This is a genomic window from Leuconostoc pseudomesenteroides KCTC 3652 (assembly GCF_014634745.1).
Lineage (GTDB): Bacteria > Bacillota > Bacilli > Lactobacillales > Lactobacillaceae > Leuconostoc > Leuconostoc pseudomesenteroides.
Genome location: NZ_BMBP01000001.1, coordinates 93,957 through 118,691 on the forward strand (window position 1 = coordinate 93,957; position 24,735 = coordinate 118,691).

General features: G+C 38.8%; 27 protein-coding genes. 2 read left to right on the top strand and 25 right to left on the bottom strand.

Annotated features, from left to right (window positions below):
* Positions 1-2: 2 nt before the first annotated feature.
* The gene (locus tag IEU65_RS00460; RefSeq protein ID WP_010291259.1) at positions 3-641 is read left to right on the top strand and encodes a lysophospholipid acyltransferase family protein; all 639 of its coding nucleotides are present in this window, start codon (positions 3-5) and stop codon (positions 639-641) included.
* Positions 642-650: 9 nt separating this feature from the next.
* Here IEU65_RS00460 and IEU65_RS00465 read toward each other — a convergent pair whose 3' ends face one another.
* A complete protein-coding gene (locus IEU65_RS00465) occupies positions 651-884 on the bottom strand; it encodes a YneF family protein (protein WP_036067662.1) in 234 nt (77 codons plus the stop codon).
* A gap of 258 nt (positions 885-1,142) precedes the next feature.
* Between IEU65_RS00465 and lexA the strand changes: the two genes are divergently transcribed.
* Entirely contained in the window at positions 1,143-1,781 is a 639-nt protein-coding gene (gene lexA / locus IEU65_RS00470; protein ID WP_010280560.1) for a transcriptional repressor LexA, read from the top strand.
* 28 nt (positions 1,782-1,809) lie between these two features.
* Here the strand turns inward: lexA and pyrE are convergent, their stop codons facing one another.
* The 24 genes from pyrE to IEU65_RS00590 all read right to left on the bottom strand — a co-directional run bounded on the left by pyrE (position 1,810) and on the right by IEU65_RS00590 (position 24,709).
* On the bottom strand, positions 1,810-2,445 hold the full coding sequence (pyrE, locus tag IEU65_RS00475) for an orotate phosphoribosyltransferase (RefSeq protein WP_010277490.1): 636 nt from the start codon (positions 2,443-2,445) through the stop codon (positions 1,810-1,812).
* The gene (pyrF, locus tag IEU65_RS00480; protein ID WP_147651344.1) at positions 2,446-3,141 is read right to left on the bottom strand and encodes an orotidine-5'-phosphate decarboxylase; all 696 of its coding nucleotides are present in this window, start codon (positions 3,139-3,141) and stop codon (positions 2,446-2,448) included.
* Between the two features lie 18 nt (positions 3,142-3,159).
* Complete coding sequence (locus IEU65_RS00485) at positions 3,160-4,077, bottom strand: dihydroorotate dehydrogenase (RefSeq protein WP_010277496.1); 918 nt, start codon at positions 4,075-4,077, stop codon at positions 3,160-3,162.
* A gap of 49 nt (positions 4,078-4,126) precedes the next feature.
* Positions 4,127-7,306 (bottom strand): carbamoyl-phosphate synthase large subunit, encoded by a 3,180-nt coding sequence (carB, locus tag IEU65_RS00490; protein WP_010277500.1) that lies wholly within the window; start codon positions 7,304-7,306, stop codon positions 4,127-4,129.
* The gene (locus IEU65_RS00495) at positions 7,299-8,387 is read right to left on the bottom strand and encodes a carbamoyl phosphate synthase small subunit (protein WP_010277502.1); all 1,089 of its coding nucleotides are present in this window, start codon (positions 8,385-8,387) and stop codon (positions 7,299-7,301) included. Before IEU65_RS00495 ends, carB begins: the two co-directional genes overlap by 8 nt.
* Positions 8,384-9,661 (bottom strand): dihydroorotase, encoded by a 1,278-nt coding sequence (pyrC, locus tag IEU65_RS00500; RefSeq protein ID WP_010277505.1) that lies wholly within the window; start codon positions 9,659-9,661, stop codon positions 8,384-8,386. Before pyrC ends, IEU65_RS00495 begins: the two co-directional genes overlap by 4 nt.
* Positions 9,661-10,560: an aspartate carbamoyltransferase catalytic subunit gene (locus tag IEU65_RS00505; protein ID WP_010277509.1), complete on the bottom strand. Its 900-nt coding sequence runs from the start codon at positions 10,558-10,560 to the stop codon at positions 9,661-9,663. Before IEU65_RS00505 ends, pyrC begins: the two co-directional genes overlap by 1 nt.
* A 176-nt stretch (positions 10,561-10,736) precedes the next feature.
* The gene (gene lepB, locus IEU65_RS00510) at positions 10,737-11,357 is read right to left on the bottom strand and encodes a signal peptidase I (RefSeq protein ID WP_010277511.1); all 621 of its coding nucleotides are present in this window, start codon (positions 11,355-11,357) and stop codon (positions 10,737-10,739) included.
* A gap of 60 nt (positions 11,358-11,417) precedes the next feature.
* On the bottom strand, positions 11,418-11,768 hold the full coding sequence (locus tag IEU65_RS00515; RefSeq protein WP_010277515.1) for a YlbF family regulator: 351 nt from the start codon (positions 11,766-11,768) through the stop codon (positions 11,418-11,420).
* A 24-nt stretch (positions 11,769-11,792) separates the two neighbouring features.
* Complete coding sequence (locus IEU65_RS00520) at positions 11,793-13,868, bottom strand: PBP1A family penicillin-binding protein (protein ID WP_010277518.1); 2,076 nt, start codon at positions 13,866-13,868, stop codon at positions 11,793-11,795.
* 3 nt (positions 13,869-13,871) lie between these two features.
* On the bottom strand, positions 13,872-14,342 hold the full coding sequence (locus IEU65_RS00525; protein ID WP_010277521.1) for an arginine repressor: 471 nt from the start codon (positions 14,340-14,342) through the stop codon (positions 13,872-13,874).
* Between the two features lie 36 nt (positions 14,343-14,378).
* Positions 14,379-16,070 (bottom strand): arginine--tRNA ligase, encoded by a 1,692-nt coding sequence (argS, locus tag IEU65_RS00530; RefSeq protein WP_010277525.1) that lies wholly within the window; start codon positions 16,068-16,070, stop codon positions 14,379-14,381.
* A 272-nt stretch (positions 16,071-16,342) separates the two neighbouring features.
* The gene (locus IEU65_RS00535) at positions 16,343-16,609 is read right to left on the bottom strand and encodes a hypothetical protein (RefSeq protein ID WP_004915218.1); all 267 of its coding nucleotides are present in this window, start codon (positions 16,607-16,609) and stop codon (positions 16,343-16,345) included.
* Between the two features lie 53 nt (positions 16,610-16,662).
* Positions 16,663-17,865: a bifunctional phosphopantothenoylcysteine decarboxylase/phosphopantothenate--cysteine ligase CoaBC gene (gene coaBC, locus IEU65_RS00540; protein ID WP_010277538.1), complete on the bottom strand. Its 1,203-nt coding sequence runs from the start codon at positions 17,863-17,865 to the stop codon at positions 16,663-16,665.
* Between the two features lie 47 nt (positions 17,866-17,912).
* A complete protein-coding gene (locus IEU65_RS00545) occupies positions 17,913-18,533 on the bottom strand; it encodes an SdpI family protein (RefSeq protein WP_010277542.1) in 621 nt (206 codons plus the stop codon).
* Positions 18,523-18,789: an autorepressor SdpR family transcription factor gene (locus IEU65_RS00550; protein ID WP_010277544.1), complete on the bottom strand. Its 267-nt coding sequence runs from the start codon at positions 18,787-18,789 to the stop codon at positions 18,523-18,525. Before IEU65_RS00550 ends, IEU65_RS00545 begins: the two co-directional genes overlap by 11 nt.
* A gap of 96 nt (positions 18,790-18,885) precedes the next feature.
* On the bottom strand, positions 18,886-19,386 hold the full coding sequence (locus IEU65_RS00555; RefSeq protein ID WP_010277547.1) for an LURP-one-related/scramblase family protein: 501 nt from the start codon (positions 19,384-19,386) through the stop codon (positions 18,886-18,888).
* Complete coding sequence (locus IEU65_RS00560; RefSeq protein WP_010277549.1) at positions 19,383-20,198, bottom strand: SPFH domain-containing protein; 816 nt, start codon at positions 20,196-20,198, stop codon at positions 19,383-19,385. Before IEU65_RS00560 ends, IEU65_RS00555 begins: the two co-directional genes overlap by 4 nt.
* A gap of 105 nt (positions 20,199-20,303) precedes the next feature.
* Entirely contained in the window at positions 20,304-20,657 is a 354-nt protein-coding gene (locus tag IEU65_RS00565) for a toxin-antitoxin system HicB family antitoxin (protein WP_010277551.1), read from the bottom strand.
* Between the two features lie 226 nt (positions 20,658-20,883).
* The gene (locus IEU65_RS00570) at positions 20,884-21,111 is read right to left on the bottom strand and encodes a CsbD family protein (RefSeq protein WP_010277553.1); all 228 of its coding nucleotides are present in this window, start codon (positions 21,109-21,111) and stop codon (positions 20,884-20,886) included.
* A gap of 551 nt (positions 21,112-21,662) precedes the next feature.
* Positions 21,663-21,821, bottom strand: a complete 159-nt coding sequence (locus IEU65_RS00575) for a hypothetical protein (protein WP_010277555.1) — start codon at positions 21,819-21,821, stop codon at positions 21,663-21,665.
* A 202-nt stretch (positions 21,822-22,023) separates the two neighbouring features.
* Positions 22,024-22,683, bottom strand: a complete 660-nt coding sequence (gene trmB, locus IEU65_RS00580) for a tRNA (guanosine(46)-N7)-methyltransferase TrmB (RefSeq protein ID WP_010277557.1) — start codon at positions 22,681-22,683, stop codon at positions 22,024-22,026.
* 12 nt (positions 22,684-22,695) lie between these two features.
* Entirely contained in the window at positions 22,696-23,979 is a 1,284-nt protein-coding gene (locus IEU65_RS00585; protein WP_010277562.1) for an ABC transporter permease, read from the bottom strand.
* Positions 23,969-24,709, bottom strand: a complete 741-nt coding sequence (locus IEU65_RS00590) for an ABC transporter ATP-binding protein (protein ID WP_010277565.1) — start codon at positions 24,707-24,709, stop codon at positions 23,969-23,971. The genes IEU65_RS00585 and IEU65_RS00590 overlap by 11 nt, the downstream gene beginning before the upstream one ends.
* Positions 24,710-24,735: the final 26 nt, after the last annotated feature.

A 24,735-nucleotide genomic window follows, 5' to 3' on the forward strand; every position in this document is an offset into this window, starting at 1 on the left:
ATATGAAATTTTACGAGTTTCTGCGCGGTGTTGCCGTGGCTATTATTTGGACAATCAACGGTCGCATTACATATATGAACCGTGACAAACTACCTAAAGATGATAATTATGTCTTAGTTGGCCCACATCGCACTTGGTGGGACCCTGTATGGTACGCTGTGGCTGCCTATCCTAAACATTTTATTTTTATGGCCAAGATTGAACTTTTTAAATTTAAACCACTGGCATGGCTTATTAAATCAGCAGGTGCTTTCCCTGTTGATCGTGAAAACGTTGGTCCTAGTGTCATCAAATATCCAGTTCGTGAGTTGAAAAGTGGTCAAAGATCATTGATCATGTTCCCGTCTGGTTCGCGCCACAGCGATGATTTGAAGTCCGGATCATTGCTAATTGCGCGTATGGCCGGAAAACCAATTGTACCGGCGGTATACCAAGGCCCAGTGAAGTTTAGCCACCTCTTTAAACGCCATAATACCACAATTAATTTTGGAGAGCCAATCTACATTGATCGCGCCGATAAATTGAATGCTGAAAACATCGCCAAATATACAGACATCATGCAATCAGCATTCGATAAATTAGATGATGAAATTAATCCTGATTGGCACTACATTGATCCTAAAAGAATACAAAAAAAATAAGCGCTAAGCTTATTTTTTTTGCGCATTTGCACTTTGTTGTTTCATTTGAGCCATCATTTGATTCAACTTTTTTTGTGATGGCTTTTGACCCATTGACATCATCATTGACTTCATCATTTCTTCAGAAATTGGTGGATTCTTAGCCAAATAGTTTTTCATTGAACTACGTGCCAAGAAGAAACCACCAGCCAAACCAATCGCCAAGGCCAAAACCGCAATCAAGATTACAAGTCCTGTACTCATCTTATTTCTCCTCATCGAATGTCTGATAACAATTATATCACAGCCGGTTAGTGCATGCCATCAAAAAAGTGAAGTTAATAAGTTCAAAATTCCAGTCCTTTATACACAGAAAACGAACAGAAATCACGTGGTTTCTAAAGAATTTATAAATATTCTTGGATACTTATTTGGCATTTTATAAAATCACGAACACGTGTTTGATTTGTTCGTGTTTTTTGGGTATAATTGAGTTACTAATTATTAAGTAGGAACCCCATCATGGCAATTATTCAAGAAAGCAAACAAATACAAGTCTTAAGATTTATACATGAGGCCCAATCAACTAACGGTTTTCCTCCCACAGTCAGGGAAATTGGTGAGGCCGTTGGATTATCTTCGTCATCTACCATTCATGGCCATATTGAGCGTTTGGTTAAAAAAGGATATCTCTTAAAAGATGCTTCAAAACCAAGAGCACGCGCCATTGAAATCACAGACGCTGGGTTAGAAATGCTAGGTGTTTCAATTACGCCTGGTAAGATTCCTGTTCTCGGTGTTGTGACAGCAGGAACACCAATTTTGGCCGTTGAAGAAGAGGCAACAGAATTTTTCCCCATTCCTGACAATCTAATGCAATTTGATGGTGATTTGTTCATGCTTAATGTTCATGGCGAATCAATGATCAATATTGGTATTTTGGATGGTGACAAAGTCATTGTTCGTCGTCAAGAAAATGCTGATAATGGTGACGTCGTTGTCGCAATGAATGACAATGATGAGGCAACTGTAAAACGCTTTTTCCGTGAAGCAGATCATTATCGATTGCAACCTGAAAATGATGCAATGGCGCCAATTATTTTAAAGCAAGTTACCATTCTCGGTAAAGTTATTGGTCTTTATCGAGACGCAATCTATTAAAAAAAATCGACAATATTGTCGATTTTTTTTAGTTTACTTGCCATTTTTCAGGTTGCTTTTTCCATTCATTTAATGTTTCAATCTGATCTTCAGCCAAGTCTCCTCGACTAATAGCCAATGTCATCAGCTGTGAATAGGTTGTCAATGATTTAAAAGTTAAATTAGCACTCTCAAAATTTTTTACGCCAGCTAACAGTTCGTATGAAAAAATTGACACAATGCCCAAAACATTACCACCCTCTTTTTCAACTGCTTTTGCTGCAGCCAGGACTGAACCACCCGTTGAAATCAAATCATCAATTAGCACTACTTTGTGATTCGCTACGTTTGCACCCTCTGTCTGGCGACCCGCTCCATGATCTTTTGGTTTTGACCGGACATAAATCATTGGTTTTTCTAATTGTTCCGCCACCCAGGCTGCGTGCGGAATCCCTGCTGTAGCAACACCGCCAATAATTTCAACATCAGGGTATTCAGTTTTGATTAATTCTGTTAAACCACTATAAATGTTTTTTCGAACCTTTGGAAAACCAATCGTCATGCGATTATCAGTATAAATCGGACTTTTAATACCTGACGCCCATGTGAATGGTGCCTCCGGTGAAAATTTAACCGCACCAATTTCTAGTAAATCATTAGCAACTTCATTTGCATAATCTGTCATTTAACGACTCCATTCATTCAATACTTGTTGGTATGCGGCAACTGGATCACTAGCTTTAGTAATCGAACGGCCAACAACCAGTCCCGTTGCACCTAATTGTTTTGCTTTGGCTGGTGTTGTGACACGTTTTTGATCGTTTGCGTTATCCCCAGCTAAACGGATACCAGGCGTAATGGTTAAGAAATCTGATTGCGTGTTAGCTTGTATCATACCAGCTTCTAAAGGCGAACTAATCGTGCCATCCACACCTGCGTTGTCAGCCATTTTTGCTAAGTGCAACACATTTTCTACCAACGTTACTGTCGATTGGGAAATTTCTTGAACATCAGCTTCAGAAAAAGATGTTAATTGCGTCACTGCTAGTATTTTTAAGTTTTGACCTTTATTAGCAACTGCAGCAGTCATCATCTTAGTCCCGCCGGCCGCATGTAACGTTAAATACTGAACATCTAATTTTGCAATATTGGCAACTGCATGGCCCACAGTGTTGGGAATGTCATAAAGTTTTAAATCTAAAAAGATATCAAATCCTTTTTGGCGTAAATCTCTGACAAAATCCAGTCCTTCTGCATAAAATAATTCCATACCAACCTTGATTGCCGGCTTTTTGTCTATTTTTTTAAAAGGTTCTAAAAAATTTAGTGCCGTGTTACCATCTGGAAAGTCCAGTGCAATAAAAACTGGTCGATTTATCATGTTTTTTCCCCTTAGTAGTCAACTTTTTTTGAACGTTCGCGTTACTTCTGTCACGTCCGTAAATCCATATTTATCAAGCGCTTTTGGTAATGCTGCAATGATGTCTGTCATAACTGTTGGATTTGTCGCAATTGCAGACCCGACTTGCACGGCTGACGCGCCTGCCATCATAAGTTCTAAAGCATCGTCAACCTGCGTAACGCCACCTACGCCAATAATTGGAATATCAACAGTCTGAGCTGCTTCATAAACAAATCGTACAGCAATCGGATGGATAGCTGTACCTGATAGACCGCCAATTCCTCTTACCAAACTCGGCGCACGCTTAGCCAAATCTAGATTCATCCCGACTAATGTGTTGATTAAGACCAATCCATCCGCACCAGCCAGTTCAACTGCTTTGACGATTGGTTTAATATCAGTAACATTAGGCGACATTTTGGCATAAATGGGTTTCTTAGTAGCTTGGCGCATGGCAGTAATTACTTCAGAAGCAGACTCGGCACTAACACCAAATTCCATACCACCACGATCGACGTTTGGACAAGATAAGTTAACTTCAATCGCTGAAACAGTATCAATGGCATCAAAATATTCTGTTAATCTAACATAATCTTGCACTGTTTCGCCGGCAATTGAAGTCATCACCGGTAAATTGCTGTATTTTTTCGCTATTTTTGGTAAAAATTCTTTAATGACTTTATTAACACCAGGATTTGCCAAGCCGACTGAATTCAAAATACCAGCTGACGTGTTTACAATCCAAGGTTGAGGATTGCCTGTTCGTTCATCCAAAGTGGTTGTTTTAGTAACTAAAGCGCCCAAACGCTCGACTTCGTAGACATCATCAAGTCCATAATACACTGAACCAGATGATGGCATAATGGGATTTTTAAGACTTAAGCCAGGCAAGTTGACTGCTAACTGATTATTCATTTTGTCTCCTAATAGCAGCTCTCAGGCTGCTTTTATTAGTCCTTTATTATTATTGCATCTCTTTAACTGTAAAGCTACGTGACTCTAGAACTTCCAAAAACGCTTTAACTGTGTCCAGTGCCGTAAACAATGGCACGGCATTTTCGATGGCTGCATTTCGAATCAACCGGCCATCGCTCTCTGCACGTTCATCAGCCTGGGTAGTATTGATGACAATTTGCAATTTTTGTTCACGCAATGCAACAACTGAATTGTTATCAGATTCTGAAATTTTATCTAAGATTTCGACTGGTAACGCATTAGCTGCAAGGTAACTACCTGTACCGGCGGTAGCAAAGATTGCAAATCCGAGATCATTAAATCGTTGCGCTAAGGTCAGCGCCTCTTCCTTGTCAGCATCTGCGACTGTGAAAAGCACGTTACCATATTGCGGTACCTTAATATTTGAAGCAACAAAGGCTTTATACAATGCTTTTGGCAAAGTTGTATCCGACCCCATGACTTCCCCAGTTGACTTCATTTCAGGTCCAAGTAGTGAATCGACATCTGGCAATTTAGTAAATGAAAAGATTGGCGCTTTGACATGAACCATGTCATCGGCTGGAACAAGACCTGTTTCAAATCCCATATCAGCCAATTTTTCACCTAGCATCACACGAGTAGCTAATTGTGCCAATGGCAGATGGGTCACTTTTGAAATAAATGGCACTGTACGCGAGGCACGGGGGTTCACTTCAATTACATAGGCTGTATTTTCATGAATGACAAATTGCACATTCATTAAGCCAACTGTGTTCAATGATTTAGCTAAGTTAATGGCCGCGTTAACCATTTCATGTTGCACTTTTTGTGACAAATATTGTGGCGGATATACTGACATTGAATCACCAGAATGTACACCGGCACGTTCAATATGCTCCATAATACCAGGAATTACAGCAGTTTCACCATCTGATAGGACATCCACTTCGGCTTCCTGACCAACGAGGTATGAGTCAATCAATACTGGATGATCATTAGAAACTTTGACTGCGCGCTGCATATAGTCTTTTAGTTCTTCGTCAGATGACACAATTTCCATAGCTCGACCACCCAAAACATAAGATGGTCGGATGAGAACTGGATAACCAATTTCTTGAGCTGCACTCAAAGCATCAGCAACAGTTGTAGCTGTTTTACCCACTGGTTGTGGTAATGCGAGTTGTTTAATCACTTGATCAAATGCTTCACGATCTTCAGCACGATTTAAATCTTCAACCGTTGTTCCCAAAATCTGAACACCATTATCAGTGAGCGGTTGCGCCAAATTAATAGCTGTTTGACCACCAAATTGCACAACGACACCAATAGGCTGTTCTAAATCTATCACATTCAAAACATCTTCTAATGTTAAAGGTTCAAAATACAATTTATCAGACACAGAAAAATCCGTTGAAACCGTTTCAGGATTAGAATTCATGATTATTGCTTCATATCCTGCGCGCTGAATTGCTTTCACTGCATGCACAGTTGCGTAATCAAATTCCACACCTTGACCAATTCGAATTGGACCTGATCCTAAAACAATCACGCTTTTTTTATCAGAAACAACCGATTCATTTTCTTTTTCATAGGTAGCATAGTAATACGGTGTTTTTGATTCGAATTCAGCCGCTACAGTGTCAACCATTTTATACACAGGTAACAAGTGTTTTGAGTGGCGAAGTTGACGTACTTCTGACATTGACTGGTGCCAAATTTTTGCAATTGTAGCATCAGCAAAGCCATTCTTTTTAGCATACTGCAAGTAATCAACATCATTGACGTGCTCTGCTAATTCTTGCTCAATTTCAATAATATGCAATACTTTATCTAAGAAAAACTCATCAATCAGCGTTTTATCATGAATGGCTTCAAGCGAAATACCGCGACGTAATAGTTCGGCAATCATAAATAAACGATCATCTCGCGCTGGCATGAGTGCTTGCATCAACGCTTCATCTGACAAATTATCAAATGTCACATCATCAAGTCCAACAGCACCAATTTCCAAAGAACGAACAGCCTTTAACAAAGCTTCTTCCATGTTACGACCAATAGCCATAACTTCTCCTGTCGCCTTCATTTGAGTGCCAAGTCGACGATCAGCTGAACTAAATTTATCAAACGGCCAACGCGGAATTTTCACAACGACATAATCTAATGCTGGTTCAAATTCTGCTTTGGTTGTACCAGTAACAGGATTGATAATTTCATCTAGTGTTAAACCAACTGCAATTTTGGCAGCCATCTTAGCAATAGGATAACCGGTTGCTTTTGAAGCCAAAGCAGATGATCTTGAAACACGTGGGTTAACCTCAATGATGTAATATTTGTAAGACTTCGGATCTAACGCCATCTGAATATTAACGCCGCCCTCAATTTTTAGAGCACGAATAATTTTCAAAGCTGCGTCACGCATCATTTGAACTTCACGGTCTGATAACGTTTGAACTGGCGCTGTCACAATTGAATCGCCCGTATGAATACCGACCGGATCAAAATTTTCCATTGAAGCCACTACCAACGCATTGTCATGTGCATCGCGCATCACTTCAAATTCAATTTCCTTGTAACCAGCAATTGAGCGCTCAATCAAAACTTGTGTCACTGGAGACAACTCCAAGCCATTGGCCGCAATCGCTAGTAACTCTGAATGGTTTTCTGCAATTCCGCCACCAGTTCCGCCTAAAGTATAAGCAGGACGCACAATAACAGGATAACCATGTTCATCAGCAAATGCGATAGCTTCGTCAACCGTCGTAGCAATTGTTGATTCTGGAATTGGTTCATGAAGTCGTTCCATTAAATCTTTAAATTCTTCACGATCTTCAGCTTCTTCAATAGCCGAAAGTTTAGTGCCTAATAGTTCAATATTTAAATCATCTAAAATGCCCGCTTCAGACAAGTCCTTAGCCATATTTAAGCCTGTTTGACCGCCTAATGTTGGTAAAATTGCGTCTGGTCGTTCTTTGCGCAAAATACGTTCGATAAAATCGAGTGACAATGGTTCGATATACACTTTATCAGCAATTTCTGAGTCAGTCATGATTGTTGCTGGATTAGAATTAACCAGAATAACATCATAACCTTCCTCTTTCAAACTCAAAGCAGCTTGTGTACCCGAATAGTCAAATTCAGCTGCTTGCCCAATCACAATGGGACCTGAACCAATGACCAACACTTTTTTGATGTCGTTACGTTTAGGCATTTTGAGTTGTCTCCTTTTTTGCATCTGCAATCATTGTTAGAAAATCGTCAAACAAGTATTCTGCGTCATGTGGACCAGGTGCAGCATCAGGATGGAACTGAACCGAGAAAGCGTGATGCTTTTTCAAACGCAAACCTTCAATCGTGTGGTCGTTGATTTCTTCATGCGTCACCACTAAATCTGTATTAGCGAGGCTATCACGGTCAACAGCGTAGCCATGATTTTGCGAAGTGAAGTCCAGACGTTCTTTTGATAAATGACGAACAGCATGGTTAAATCCCCGATGACCAAATTTTAATTTATACGTTTCTGCACCGTTGGCAAGGGCAAATAGCTGATGACCTAAGCAAATTCCCATCAACGGTACCTTCTCTTCTAGCGCTTGAATCGTTGGAATAGCATAGGCAGCATCCTGCGGGTCTCCAGGCCCATTTGACAACAAAATGCCATCCGGATTAGCTGCTAAAACTGTTTCAGCGGCCACATCAGCTGGAAAAACCATCACATTCGCACCACGCTTCGCTAAAGAACGTAAAATTGAATTTTTTAAACCAAAATCAATCAATGCAATTGATACGCCATCAGTTGGATTTTGATATTGTGTTTTAGTTGTGGCATCAGCCACCATGGTATTTGATGATTGAAAATTTTTCAAAGTACTTAATGTTTCTTCAGTGACTTCATCTACTAAAGCAGCCTTCATGACACCAAAATCGCGTAATTCTTTAGTTAAAGCTCGGGTATCAACACCACTAATACCTGGCATACCACTTTTTTCTGCCCATTCAGGTAAGCTCATCATTTGACGCCAATTACTTGGTCGCCGAGCAATTTCATGCACAACAATTGCTGAGGCGGCTGGACGTAAACTTTCAAAATCATCACGATTAACACCATAGTTGCCAATCAAAGGATAAGTGAAAACAATTATTTCACCACGATATGATAAGTCAGTAATTGATTCCTGATAACCAGACATACCTGTGTTAAAAACTAACTCAGCCATCACGTCAGTATCTGCGCCAAACGCTTCACCTTCATAAATTGATCCGTTCTCTAAAACTAAATATCTTTTTTTCATTTTGTTTGATCCTCGTAAACTATTTCACCATCAACCCAAGTTGCCAACGTTTTACCAAATACTCGCCAACCAACGAAAGGTGAATTTTTACCCAATGATTGAAAATCATCAACGGTAATGTCACTTTCATGCTCTAAATCAAATAAAGCCAAATCCGCTACTTCGCCAACTGCAATATTAGTTGGCGCTTTCAGTTGAAAAGTTTCTGCTGGTGAAGCTACCATGCGTTTCATTAGTGTGGCTAAAGTCATCACACCACTTTTAACAAGATGCGTATAAAGCAATTGAAAACTTGTTTCGATTCCGGTAATCCCAAATGGGGATTCACGGAATGATTTTGATTTTTCCTCGCTCCCATGCGGTGCATGATCAGTGGCGACCATATCAATGGTGCCATCCAGTAATCCAGAGATTAACGCCTCTCTATCTGCTTGGGCACGCAGTGGCGGATTCATTTTAAACAAAGCATTGTCACTTTTAATATCATCATCTGCTAACAACAGATGATGTGGCGATACTTCAGCTGTCACGTTAACTCCTGCTGATTTTGCCATACGAACCAAGGCCACTGATTCTTTCGTCGAGATATGGGCAACATGATAATGTACACCCGTTGCTTTTGCCAGAACCAAATCACGCGCTAATTGTGTACTTTCAGCCAATCCTGTAATGCCTGGCAGTTCTAATTTTTGTGCCGTTGCACCAGCATTCATAACGCCACCGTGTAATAAACTATCATCTTCAAGATGAGCTGCTAACGGTTTATTGACCGATGCTGCTGCTTGCATCGCTTGTAACATGGTATCAGCCGTCTGAACACCTTTACCATCATTAGTAAACGCGGCTGCACCCGCCTCAGCCATCCCTTTAATATCAGAAATTTTAGTTGCCGTCAAATTAGCAGAAATAGCGCCATACTGCGCAATATGAATCAAACCGTTGTCGGTATTTCGTTGAATTTGATCCGCCAATAGTTTCGGATTATCTGGCACTGGATTAAGATTAGGCATCGCAATGACTGTCGTAAAGCCACCACGCGCAGCAGCCTTAGAACCAGTGGCAATGGTTTCCTTATACTCAAACCCTGGTTCCCGAAAATGGACATGAACATCGATTAATCCTGCGGTTAAAAACGCTTGTTTCGCGTCAAAATACCGATCGTTGGTATCATCGATCACTTTTGAAATAGCAACAATTTTACCATCTTTATACTGGACATCACGTTGTACCAATTCATCATTTAGCAAAACCTTAGCATTTTTGATAACTGTCATTAATCGTTCTCCGTTACATATTCTAAAATAGCCATTCTGGCGAACACACCATTTGTCATTTGTTCAAATATTCTAGATTGTGGTGCTTCAACCAGTTCATCAGCAATTTCTACATCACGATTAACTGGTGCTGGATGCATGATAATCGCCGTGTTTTTTAGTCGTTCATATCTATCTTGTGTCAACCCAAACTGCTCGTGATATTGTCTACTAGAAAATGATTGATTTTCTGTTTGCGTAATTCTTTCATGCTGTACACGCAAGAACATGACGACATCTTGATTTGACCAATCATTATCAATGTCTGTATAAGACCCAAATGTTGTAAAATCGTCAGGTCGCCAACTATCTGGTCCACTAAAGGTCAGCGTTGCGCCCAAATTATTCAAAATTTCAGCATTTGAGCGTGCAACTCTTGAGTGGGCCAAGTCACCAACAATTCGAATATTCAATCCTTTAAATCGACCAAATTCTTCATAAATTGTGACTAAATCCAACAAACTTTGGGAAGGATGCTGCCCGCTACCGTCACCAGCATTAACGAGCTGTGGCAAATCATGTCCAGTGGCGGTCAATAGATTTTTATACCAAGCATTCTGAGAATGTCTAATGACTGCTACATCAACACCAATAGCTTTTAGCGTTTTCAATGTATCAATGAGACTTTCACCTTTAGTCATTGAACTTGTCTGAGGATTAATGATGATTTTTTGCCAATTAAGCCGATTCTCAGCCATTTGAAAACTACTATACGTTCGTGTTGAATTTTCAAAAAATAAATTCACAGCCGTTATTGGCAACCGCTTGGGTGTATCCCCAGACTTCAATGCAATCGCTCGTTTAACTAATTGAAACACATTTTGTTCGCTTAGTGTATTTATATTCAAAAAGTTACGCATATTTCCCCTCTTTATACAAAAAACCAAGCAAGTTAGTCACCTGCTTGGTTCTAGAAAATTTGGGTAAAAGCCTACACTTCACCAATCGTATCTATCATCCTTGCAGGCCTCTCTGGACCTGGTTAAAGGTTTCATTTGTTGTTAATATATTAACATTTTTCTACTCGGAGTGCAAACTACTTTGCAAAGAAATTTTTATCCCCTTGATTTACATTTGATTTGGCTACTTTATTGCTGTTCCAGAAGGGTACAATCACCTTACCAGTGATATGCTTCTTATCTACGAAGCCAAAATAACGACCATCATTAGATACCGAACGGTGATCTCCCATTACGAAATACTCTCCCTTGGGCACAGTTGTATGATTACGATCTTTAGCTTGCCAAGTATTGCCACTTGATAACGTTTTGAGAGACCAAGTAGTACCAAAGGACATTTCTGTTCCTTCCTTTCGTTCACTGGCACTGATGAAGTCTTGGTTTACCTGTTTGCCATTGACGTATAGATTACCATTTCGATATGCTACTGTGTCGCCAGGTATGCCAATAATTCGCTTAACATAATCTTTCTCGCCATCTGCAATTCTTGGGTCTTCTTGACGGGCATCAAACACAATCACATCCCCACGCTTGTAGGATGCAATTTTACTCAAAAAAACAAATTCCTTATTCTGCAAATTAGGTTGCATCGATGGTCCACTCACGCTAACGCCAGTAAACAAAAATGTTCGAATCAATACCACAAATAAAACAGCAAATCCTATTGGAAAAACCCACTCTTTAATAAACTTCATCATTTTGTTATTGTCCCCTATACAAAACACACCAGCAGATGACTGCCGGTGAAAATATTTTGCTTAATTTAGCTTAGCATATGCCTCAGCAACTGGCTTTGTCACAATATCGTTGATTTCAGTCAAAAGTGTGTTGAGCGCCTGTTCAGCGTTCATTAGCGCCTTGATTTTATCATCATTTTGAACCTTAGCTGCCACTGCATCCCATTCCTTTTCTTTTTCTGGATCAGGTTGTTGCTGTGTTTGCATCATTTGTTGAACCGCATGTTGAATCTGTTGAAATTCACCAAACAATTCTTTAGATGTTGCATCTTCTTGTACATCACTGAAAGCATTTTGCCAAGCAATGTATTGTTGTGTTTCAGTTAGTACTTTAGCCATCTCATTGGCATTATCATAAATATTTACAGTCATTTTTCTATCCTTTTTATTTTGTATTTACTGTCCAAAAAGTCCTGTTACAGTATCCCATAGTTTGCCAGCACCATCAACAGCTTTCTTCACGCCAGTATTGAAATCTTTTTGAATAGTACCCCAGATATCACTAGATGAAGAACTATTACTGCTGTTCGTACTTGTATTAGGATTAGTTACTGTAAATGTTGATTGACTCGTATTTGGCAATATCTGTTCAAGGGACGTTTTAACTAATGGCCCCATCGTTGAGGTTAGGCCAAGTGGCAAAGAATTTGATTGTGCATTTTTACCTTCAAGTCCCATCCAAGTCGCTTCAACAATGTCTTTGGTGTAAGCCATTGCCCAAGAATCTTTTGACGAGTTAGCATTATTTTGATCGAGTGAATTTTCGGTTGTCCCTGTTTTACCAGCAATCGTATAGCCACTTGGTGCCGACCCAACACCTGTACCGTTCGTATACGTGCCCAACATCATTCTAGTCATATTATCAGCAACTGTGCTACTAATGACCCTTGTTTGTTTTGTCTTGGGTGTATTGACAATAACTTTACCTGTGGCATCAACGATCTTTGTAATATAGTGTGCCTGACTCATAACACCGTCATTAGCAAATGCAGTATAAGCCTGAGCCATTTGCTGCGGTGAAACACCACTTGACAAACCACCTAAGGCTAACGACAATGTTTTATCACTGGAAGTCAATGGCAAACCAAATTTGATAGCACTATTATATCCTACCGACACGCCCATCTTGTTTAATAAATAAACTGCGGGAATATTGTAAGAATGCTCAAGTGCTGAATACATTGGTACATCAGCTGTTTCGACATTGCCAGCATTGTTTGGCGTAAAATTGCCGTTGACACCAAATGACATGACTTTGTTTGGCAGTTCAGAATCAATGGAATAGCCACGTTGCAAAGCAGGAGCATATACAACAATTGGCTTAATCGTAGAGCCAGGTGATAGAAGCGCTTGGTTAGCACGATTGTAGCCACGGAAAGTGTGCGTCTCTTCACGACCACCGACGATGGCCCTGACGCCACCATTTTTTGCATTTAGAACAATTGAAGCAGCTTGGGCATTGTTCACATAATTGAACATAGCATCGTTGTCAAAGTCGTTTTGTAAATTAGTTTGATCTTCTTGATTGAGCGTCGTATAAATTTTGTAGCCGCGATTCATCACATCGCTTTCGGTCAAACCGTATGTTTTGATAGCTTCGCTGATAACTGAATCAAAAAACCATGGATATTTATACTCACCCGAGGCATTATACGTATCATGCAGAACTGTCGTTGTGGACTGGGCCACACTTGCCTGAGCTTTGGTCAGCTTTTTATTTGCCACCATTGTCGCAAGTACAACATTTCGCCGCGCATCTGATGCTTTTGGATGATCAATCGGGTTGAATTGGGCCGGGCTTGTCAACATGCCTGCTAATGTTGCTGCCTGTGCTGTCGTCAATTGACTAGCATGAACACCAAAATATTTCTGAGCCGCATCTTCGACACCCCAAACGCCGTTACCAAACCATGCATTATTTAAATACATGGTGAAAATTTTATTTTTAGAATAATCTTGTTCAACTTGCATTGACAAAAATATTTCTTTGGCTTTACGGGTAAAAGTCTGTTCTTGCGTTAAATAAGCATTTTTAACCAATTGCTGGGTTAGTGTTGAGCCACCACCGGAAATTGCATTAGAACCAGTTACCTTATTTCGCACATACATCAGTGCTGCACGAGCAATCCCTTTAACCGAAAAACCATGTTCGTGATAAAAATTACGATCCTCAATTGATAAAACCGCATCACGCATGTTTTGTGAAATTTGATCGTACTTTACATAAGTTCCCTTTTGTGAGTACAATTCACCGGCTTTTTTACCCTCATCATCATATATCTCAGTGGTTGCTGAAAGGGTAGCTTCTAAGTTTTCAACGTTTGCGGTTTTGGTCAAAACAACCAAATACACACTGGTTGCAAGGAACAGAGTCATGAATAACACAATCAAGAGTCGCCCAAATTGCCAACGGCGCCAGATTGGACCAAGTTTATCCCAAATTTTTTTAATTGTAGATTTTAACCAAGTCATGCATCACCCTATCAACGCCGCCCAATGATTGGCCAATTGTTCTGCGGACTGGGCAGTCGTACTCGTCACATAGATTGTATTAAATCCCGCTAGTGTCGCGACCACTTCAGGCAGATTCGCGTCGTCAATAATACCGGCAACGGCATTGCCACTACCATCGGTTGTCTTAACAATCGTCATAAACGCAACGCTCTTGGCAAAATACGCGTATTCTTTGATTGCTTCATCAACTGCTGTAGTTGAACCCTTTTCGGTTTTTTCAACTGTGGTCTCCTGCAATTGCTGATAGCGCAATTGACCAACGCTATCTTTTTGACGAACAATATTTAAAGCACGAATGTCCCTTGAAATAGTAGTTTGTGTCGTTTCAACACCACGGCCGTTTAATTGTGCCAATAAATCTTCTTGATTTGAAATCGTTTGATGCTGAATAATATCAAGAATCATTTCTTGACGTTTTTGTTTTGAAATCATAGATTTCTCCCTTAAAGACTCGCGTCAATCCACTACTTACATTTCTTCCGGTGCTTTAACACCCAGCAAGCGCAGACTTTCTGTCAAAACAATTGAAACAGCTTGAACTAATGCTAGGCGTGCATTAAGTTGATCATCTACTGTTAAAATTTTAGAATTCGCATAATATTTGTTAAACGCTCTTGATAATGTTAATGCGTATTTAGCAATAACGCTTGCTTCACGTTGCTGCCACGCTCTTTCGACCGTTTGTGGAAAGTTATTTAACGTCGTCACAATATCCCAAGTGCTATCATCGTTAAGATTTAAAGTGGTTGGGTCAATCTCAGTATTTGCTTTACGCAAAATAGATTTTGCACGCGCGTTCGTATATTGAACATATGGACCAGTATCTCCCTCAAACCGAACAACTTCTTCTAAGTTAAAATCAAAATTGTTTGTACGGTCATTCATCAAATCATGGAAAACAACCGCGCCAGCACCAACTTGTTCCGCAACAAGGGGTTTATTTTGCAACTCAGGATTTTTCTCTTTAATTTGCTTCAAAGCGAGTTCATGCGCATCATCCAAAACATCTTTCAGCAACACAACGTCGCCTTTACGAGTCGACATTTTTTTACCGTTAAAAGTAATCAATCCAAAAGCAATATGTTCCACATCGTCTGCCCAATCAAATCCCATTAACGACAAAACGGCTTTCATTTGGACGAAGTGCTCACGTTGCTCGCCACCAACAACATAAAGTGACTTGGCAAAATTGTACGTCTCTTTACGATAGATAGCCGCAGCTAAATCTCGAGTCATATACAGCGTTGCCCCGTCGGACCGCTTAATCATAGCAGGGGTCAAATTTGGATTAATGGCTGATAAATCAACAATTTGGGCACCTTGAGATTTGATCAAAATCTCTTTGTCAGTCAAGATGTCCACTACTTTATCCATCTTATCATTATAAAAGGCTTCCCCGTTAAATGAGTCAAATTCAATATCCAAACGGTCGTAGATTTGTGTAAATTCTTTCAATGACTCGGCTCTGAACCATTGCCATAATTGATGTGCTTCTTCATCACCATCTTCTAATTTTTTAAACCAAGCACGTCCTTGATCATTCAAGCTATCATCTTCTTTTGCCTTTTCATGAAATTCAACATAATAGCGCAAGAGCGTAGCGATAGGATCTGCTTTAACTTCTGCTTCTGATCCCCATGTTTTGTAAGCATAAATTAATTTACCAAACTGTGTTCCCCAGTCCCCGAGATGATTAATTTTTACTGGATTAAAACCATTTTTTTTAGTGATATTAGCTAACACATTACCGATCACAGTAGACCTTAGATGTCCCATTGACATAGGTTTTGCAATATTTGGACTAGACATATCAATGGTAACATTCGCGCCGTTGCCATTTGTATTATCACCATAAGCACCTTTCAAGTCAATAATGGTCTTAATTGTCTGATTTGAGGTTGCATATTTATCCAAAAAGAAATTGACATATGGTCCAGTAGCAACGACTTTTTCAAAACCATTTTGATCAATCTTAGCAACAATATCATTGGCAATTTGTTGTGGTGCCTTGTGTAATGTCTTAGCTAAAGTAAAAGTTGGAAAGGCGACGTCACCAAGCTCAGATGACTTCGGAGCTTCAAGTTTTTCTACAATTTGCTCGGTTGACAGATCAGTTAAAACTGCGGCTAAAGCCGCGATGACGGGTTGATTATTTGACATCATATTATCCTTATTTATTAATAATTTATTGCCTACAATCATGCTTATAGGCACATAATGACACATATTTGTTCTTGAATTAATAATCTTTCAGCAAGATAGGCCGCACATGCGCATTGTATAGTACTTATATTATACCGTATTCACAGCATTATTTCGCCGAAAAAATAAAAAAACCATTTCTAGTCATATACAAGAAATGGAAATTCAATCAGAATTGCCTAATGTTTGATAAGCTAGCAAAAACACAAGACATTCGTCACGGCAACGCTTTAAGCCTCTTCTTCAGCTTTCTTTTCTGGTGCTGGAGCGTGTTTAATTACTTCGACTTCATCCATGCGCACCACAGCGCGGTGGTTCATCTCGTTAACAGTTGGTTGATCAACAGGATCATTTTCAGTGATTTCAACTAATAATGCGTTATCATAAATCTTTTCAACTTGACCGGTAAATGGTTTTTCCAAATTCCCATAAGCTGGTGCCAGTAAGACATCCCCAATATTAAAACCAGAAGTATTTTCTGCAACTTCTTCTACCATATTGACCTCCATAAAACGTTATTTAACAGTTTATTTTAGCACATCCAGCCTTATTATGCGAATGTTTGTCCTATCCGATTCATGATTAAACGGGCAATTTCAATTTTTGGTAATAGCATTGTCGTTTCAGGTTTTTGGTCTGGCACCAATATTGTAATGGCGTTGTCATCTGAATTAAATCCAACATCACTACGACTCACATCATTTGCAATGAGCATATCTGCTTGTTTGGTCTTTAATTTTTTTTGCGCATAGGCCATTAAATTATTCGTTTCCGCAGCAAAACCTACTACGAATTGATTACTTGTTTTTGAATGACCAATTTCTGACAAAATATCAACATTTTGAACTAACGATAAATTCAACCCCTCTGATCCTTCTTTTTTGATTTTTTGGCTCGCTTCATTAGCAGGTCGATAATCAGAAACCGCGGCTGCACTAATGAAAATATCGGCGGTTACAAACAAGGATTGCACTTGTTGATACATCTCTGCAGCTGTACTGACATAAACTACGTCCACACCATATATTTGTGGCGCTTTTTGAGTTGAAATTAAAGTGACCTTTGCCCCAGCCTCAACGGCTGCTTGCGCCAGAGCAAATCCCATTTTACCACTGGATCGATTAGTAATGTAGCGGACAGGGTCAATTGATTCTTTGGTCCCACCAGCCGTAATAATGACCTTTTTATTTAGCAGTTTTGCCTTACGTGCTCGTAATCGAATCGCTGTTTGTGACAGTATTTCAATCGGTTCTGGTAAACGTCCTTTGGCCTCATAACCTTCTGCTAGAAAGCCAATCTCTGGAGAAATGATAAGCCAACCATCTTGCTCAAGTCCTTTTATATTGCGCTGAACAGCAGGATTATTTAACATCACATCATTCATAGCCGGTGCAATAATCTTGTCAGCGTCAGACGCCATAATTGTCGCGGTAACAGCGTCATCAGCAATGCCATTAGCAATTTTACCAATTAAATTTGCCGTCGCAGGCACAACAAAAATTTGATCCGCCCATTGTGCCCATTCAATGTGTAATACTGTTGCATCTTGTTGAGCAAAAAGATCTGTTAAAACGTCATTTTGCGACAAAACAGATAGTGTCTTAGCGGTGATAAATTCTTGTGCAGAACTGGTCATTGCCACACGCACATGTGCACCAAATTTAATCAACTCGCGAACTAAAATAGCAGATTTATAAGCCGCCACGCTACCTGAGACCACCACTAATATGTTTTTTTGATTATAATCATTCATGCCCTACATTATATCATGAACAGTCTTTCTCGTTACAAATATCAATTTTATTGATGATGACCTAACCAAATAGCATAAATAGTTGGCACTACGATAATCAGCACCATTGACAGAATGAATCCTATTACTGCAATAGTATTGCCGATTATTCCAGTAATAATCAATATACACCCAGCAAATACCATTACAAACCCACCTATTCGGTTCGTTTTCTGCCAATTTTCACTATTATGTAACGTTTCTGGCAAACGAATTCCGACCATATAATTTGGCGTCGTTTTAGGCAAGTAATTACCCAAAACAATAAACAAAAGACCAATTACTGGTAAAATGACAGAACCTATATTGATGTGATAATTTAGCGCGTACATAAAAGTCACAATTTGAACGACATTTAAAAGTAAAGGCAAACTCCAAATAATGACAGTAAATACCTTTTGATTATCACTACCTTTATGCTTCATTGACCTAATAATAACGTAATTCACAACAATTATTAGCACTGGTAATCCAATCACAGCAATTAGCTTTGGTGCATACTGATCTGGCTGTCCATTGATGCCAAAATGGATTGGTAATTGTTGCGGTAAATATTGCCATAACAGACCGCCATAGACAATGGGTAATAAACTAATTAAATTAGGCAACAATATCTTGCTATTTTTCATTTGTAAATCCTTTCAGCCACAGCGTGGCTTCTTCAAATACCGATAAATTCAATTCATAATAAATATAATTTTTGTACTTTTGTTCCCGAATCAGGTCCGCATGTTTCAGCAAAGATAAATGTGCTGAAATTGTTGCCTGACTCAATTCGAAATGTTGCGCGATATCGCCTGCTGGCTGGGCACCAGTTTTTAGCATCATTAAAATTTCTCGCCGAACTGGATTAGATAAAGCTTTCATCGTTTCCTGTAATGCCATATCAACTCCTGTTAATGTTTTAACTTAATTATATCATCTATTTAGGATTTTAACGAAATAGGTTTTAAAATAAAAACCGTGTTACCACGATTTTTATTAGTTTGCCGAACTCACTGAGCTCGCCCGCTCTTGTGCTTTCACATAATCAATTGCAACAACCAAAGCAATCACAAGTGTTTCATACTGTTCATCTTCAATATTGATGTCATATGTGCTCGACATTGCCAACCACCGTTGATCAACTCGTCCAATCTCAAATCCATCTTTTTGAATAGCAAAATTCATGTCCCAAAAATTACCCGTTACAGTAATACCTAATCCAGCAATATCATATTTGGGTTTTAAAATACTAAAGCGTTTAGCAATTTCTATGCTTTCGGGAAATCCATTAATTTCAAGAGAAAATTTGGGCAACAACTGCCAAACACGATGTGTTAACCGCGCAATGATTTGATTTTGTTTGTCATAAATTTCAAAATACTTTGGGATTCGCCAAAAGCTACCGGCCACAGTGTACTCAATCTGATCATGCTCATTCATAATTGAAAATTCACCTTTGAGCGAAAATAGTTTTTGTTGCATCAATAAGTGTTTCATTTTAGACCTTTGCCTAATAGTTTGCCAGCAACTGGTAATTTACCAAGGGAATCAATTTCTTTGCCATCGACAACGACTAGGTTAGCTGATGATTGTGCCAAGGTTGAAAAGGCATTGATTGATTGGTTTTGGAAATACTTGTCATCGGCGCCAGCCAAACCAGCTTGCACTGTGTCAATTCGATATCGCTCGGCTTCAGCACGCGTCTTTGTGGCATCAGCTTCAGCCTTCGCTGTTGCCATTAAAGCATCATTTTTGGCTTTTGTTGTCAATTCTATTGAACGTGCCTCACCTTCAGCTTTTGCAATTGTAGCTACACGCTCACGATCAGCAGTCAGCTGCTTGTCCATGGCCTCTTGAATCGAAACTGATGGTCGTAGTTCATCAATGTTGATACGATCAACATTGATGCCATAAGTATTAGTTAAATCACCAATTGCATCGGCCAGCTGTACATTGATTTTGGTAGTTGAGCCCAGCGCTTCATTTAATTCCATACGACCAATGATATCACGCAGATGGCCTCGAACCAATTGCGCCATCGATTCAACTGAATCAGTGTTTTCATACATGTATTTGACCGCATTGGTAACGTGGTAGTTTAATGTCACACTCGCCTTAATATCAGCATTATCAGCCGTAATAACCGAATAATCTGGTAAACGTAATGGTCGCATTGCTAAGCTCACATTGCGAATTGTTTGCAAAAATGGAATGTAAAAATGCAAACCAGCTTCTTTACGAGACTTGTATTTTCCCAATGTTTCAACTAATCCTGCATTGTTTTGCGGTACGATTCTAAAAAATAACATTTTGTTTCTCCCTATCTACTCTCTTGGCTGTCGTGCGTTGTGTTAAAAAACACACTGCACAGTCAACCCCCATTTTAACGTTGTTCACATCAGTACTGGCAACAGCTAGTGAAGCTCAGCAACTAATTCACGTAAAGTCAAAATATTGCCATTAGCCTCTAAAATAACGTAATTAGCATCATATCTCGCCGCCGAAGCATTATCTATCAAATAACGATAATAAATGCCTGACACTTTAACCAGCCGGTTGTCCAAATCAAAATCATGTCCTGAAATCACATGCCCTACAAACTGCCGATCTTCAAAAGATTTAGGCTTAACACCATCTTCTAAAATCTTGGTCAAATAATTATTTAGTGATCGGCCTTCTAGTTTCGCTTTTTCAGCCAAAACCTGATGTAACTCTGGATCAATACGCAATGGAATATTTCCTGATTTAGTTGTTTTTTCTTTTGCCATATCTTTATGATATCACATTTAAATCAAAATGGCTAGCATCAGTGAATAAAATCACAAAATTAGTCTTAATTTTCGTTAAATATTGGTCTTGGATAATAGTGTCACATCACCCCTGCTAACTTTGTTATCAGGGGTTTGTCTATGTCTTGGTATACTTTTTCTTATATTTATTATTTACGTTTAAAAGTCAAAAAAAAAAAAACGGCTACAAGCCGTTTTTGAATCATTACTTTTTAAGATTATCAATACCGTCTTTTACTGCGTCAACAGCGTCTTCGGTTTTGTCTTTTACAGCATCTGCTGCATCAACAAACTTATCTTTGGCTTTACCAAAGAGGTTTTGTACTTTTCCTTCTGCTTCGCGACCTTTGTCACCGGTAACCTTGCCTTCAACTTCTTTTGCTTTACCAGCAACCTTGTCCTTAGCATTATCAAACTTTTCTTCAACTGACATAAGATGATCTCCTTGAGGTTTATTTGATGTTACAATTACATTTTACCGTAAGTGTCCTAAATTGTAAACGATTTCACCTTGAATAAATTACTTTCGTTATATTGAGATGCATCAATATTTTTCAAATCGTACAAAAAAAACGGTTCGTTGTAATCGCTTACAACGAACCTATTATGTCTTCTTTCAGGGAGAAATTGACATTTTAACCAGCAGCGCAGATTATAATACAGGACGGTAGGATATAATACTGCTGGTCGATAACAATGTATACTAACACATTGCTCTTTCATTCTATCAACCTTTTGTATATAAGACGTCAATATTTTGTTTTGATTCTGCAAAGAAAGCATAAAAAAACCTAACAGGGAAGATAATGGACGTTAAAAAACCTGTTAGGCTGGCAATGCTTGGTAACATTACTTTTTTAGTATATAACACAACATCATATTAGGATTAAAATATGTTAGGTTTCCTACTATGATTTCTATTTTTCAACCAACATTCCATAGCTAATATTTTTTTATAAAAAGCCCTACACGACTAAATATTATCTACTTAATTAGTTTTTCCATCAAGGTACTTCCAATTAACACAGTAATTAAGACTATAAATATTGATTTACCTAAATCAAGGCTTAACCATTCTGTCGCAAGTAGTGTGACTGCTGTTAAGATTCCCACATAAATTCCGATGATATGTTTTCGTTTCATTTCAACCCTCCAATAGCAGTAATTATACTACTAAGAATACGTTAGATCGATTAAAAATTTGGAAAGAAAAGAACACAAAGAGGACGAAATAACGTTGGACTTTTTATCCGCAAGTCCCTCAAAATGTCCCCAGAAAGCAAAAAACAACGTCTAAATTAGACGTTGTTTTTTGTTGATATAAAACGCTGTAACCCTTGTTGCTCTAAAAGTGAGCCTTTACTTTATAAATTGGTTGTCCCTTTGCCATGAACTTCTGTTCATACTCGGTTTCAACATTTCCCATCACTTTATCAGGGTCAGCGTGCAAATCAAGTGTATAATCTTCTGCAGACCAACGCATGCCATAGGTCATAAAGCTAACTAATGAATACTCAAATAAATGACGATTATCTGTTTTGAATTCAACTTCACCCTGATCAGGCAAAACCGCTTCGTATGATTGTAAAAATGAACGATACGTCAAACGTCGTGCCTCATGACGCTTTTTGGGCCATGGATCAGAAAAATTCAAATAAACTTTATCGATTTCAGACTTTTCAAAATAAGTTTCGACACCATTCCCATTACCGTATATATAACGCAAATTTGGCAATTTTCCAACTTGATCAAAGCTCTTTCGAGCAGCAATTGCAATCGCGGTCTCTTGTATCTCCATACCAATATAATTGATTTCTGGATGCGCTAAAGCCATCCCTAAGATAAATTGACCTTTTCCAGAACCAATTTCTACATGAATTGGTTGCTCTTGGTCAAACAATTTTTGCCATTGACCGATTTGATCTGTCGCTCTGTCTTGATCAATCACAATATCTGAGTGATTAGTTAACCATTCGTTAGCCCAAGGTTTCGCACGTAAATGCATGTTTTCTCTCCATTATTTTTTATTTTTGTGACTATTTTTTGGAATATAAAATTTTAGCATGATGAATTCAACTATCAACATAGTCACTAAAATCACTGGTGTCTCATTCAGTGGTCGGATAAATAATACAATGACAAACATCATCAAAATAACTGGTATCGCAACAATCATTTGTACTCTAGCAAAAGATTTTAATCTTTCTACTTTTGAAATAGGTATCAATCTTGTCCACAAGTTTTTTTGCGTATCATCATATAGTGGTAACATTTGAAACGTGATTAAATACAATACTGCAGCAGCAATAATCATAATTAACCATAACGGTGCCGACTTCAATGCAATAACTAGCACAACTCCAACTAAAAATAACCGTATAATTAGGGGCAATATTTCCGTGTCTCTGGCTAATCGTGTCAAAAATAGTTGAAATAGACTTCCTTGTCCTTTAGTCAATCGCTTCAGCAAAGAATCCAAATAACGACGACGTTTAATTGTCTTTGGCTGATGTGGCACTTCAGCAAATAACGCAAAAAAATGTAACGTTCGCTGCTGCTGAACTTGTGCCTGAGACGTTGCCCTCAACCAATCAATTGCAAATAATTGTGATTTGCTTTCAGTCACTGCAAAATATCGCACAACTATTCCTGCAAATAGTAACCAAATAATTACCATAACATTCGATTGATCCGTCGACAAACCAATGATAAAAGCTAACAAGGTGCCCGGTACTAAAAACCTGAACAATATTTTTTCAGCAATGGCATCCGGCTCAAAAATAGCGATTGTCAACCGACGAGATTTCAAAAAAAGCTTATCCCGCTCGTACATCAATAACAACATCTTGTAACTAATCACAAAGATAATCAAAAAAAATAGTCGTGACCAATTATCAACATCCATTCGCCACAATATCGGCGCAATCACAGCGATAAATATCATTTGCCAAACTGATGCATAGAATGCGCTCAATCGCATAGCCATAGCCAAATAAGATTTAATAATATCATGATCATTCGCAAACAAATAAAGACGATCGGCAGGTTTAAAATAAGTAACAAGGTTACCAAATTGCAAGCCAACTAGCAACCATACAATGCTTATTGCCTGCCACCAAATTGAATGCCAATAGGTCACAGACTGATGTGCTGTAAGCAGATCACGATAGCCTAGTATACCAGCACCTAAAGCAATCATCAAAAAGAGAATGAAATGATCATTAAACAATAAACGTAGATATCTAACATTTGTTTTCTGCGCACGCCGTAATCGTTCCTGAAACAAACTATCAACTTTCATCGGCTAGCTCCCGCTGGACAAGGTCAAAAAAATCATCCAACTGATCCAACTGCAACTGGTTTTCCTCAGCCAAAGCTTGTGGTGTCCCTATGAATCGTGACTTACCATCATGCAATACTACAAATTGGTCTACAAATTCAGCGGCCGAGGCTAATAAATGCGTCGTCATCAAAACACTGTTTCCTTTGTTAGCTTGCTCATGAATCAATTTGACGACATCTTTTTGTGCAACCGTGTCTAAACCTAAAAAAGGTTCATCGATAATAATTAGCGGCGCATCTAGCATAAAGGCGGATATCAACATGACTTTCTGTCGCATCCCTTTTGAAAAATGAACTGGCAACCAGTGTAGCTTATCATCTAATCGGAAGCGTTTCAATAACTGTTCCGCACGCTGCCAAGCAATTTCATCATCAATGTTATGAGCAGCCAGCATCAAATGTAAATGTTCGCCCAATGTCAATTCATCATACAAAATGGGTTGTTCTGGAATATAAGCAATTTGTGATTTAAAGCCAGTTGGATCTTGAACCAAATTAATCCCATTCAACTCAATTGTGCCCATTTGCGGTTGAAGCTCGCCGATAATGTGGTTGATTGTCGTTGATTTACCAGCGCCATTTAAACCAATTAATGCCACAATGTTACCATCAGGCACATCAAAGGTGACATTTTTTAAAACGTTATTACCGGCATAACCACCAGATAGATTGTTAATTTTAAGTCCCATAGCTTCTATTATAACAGGCACCAGTC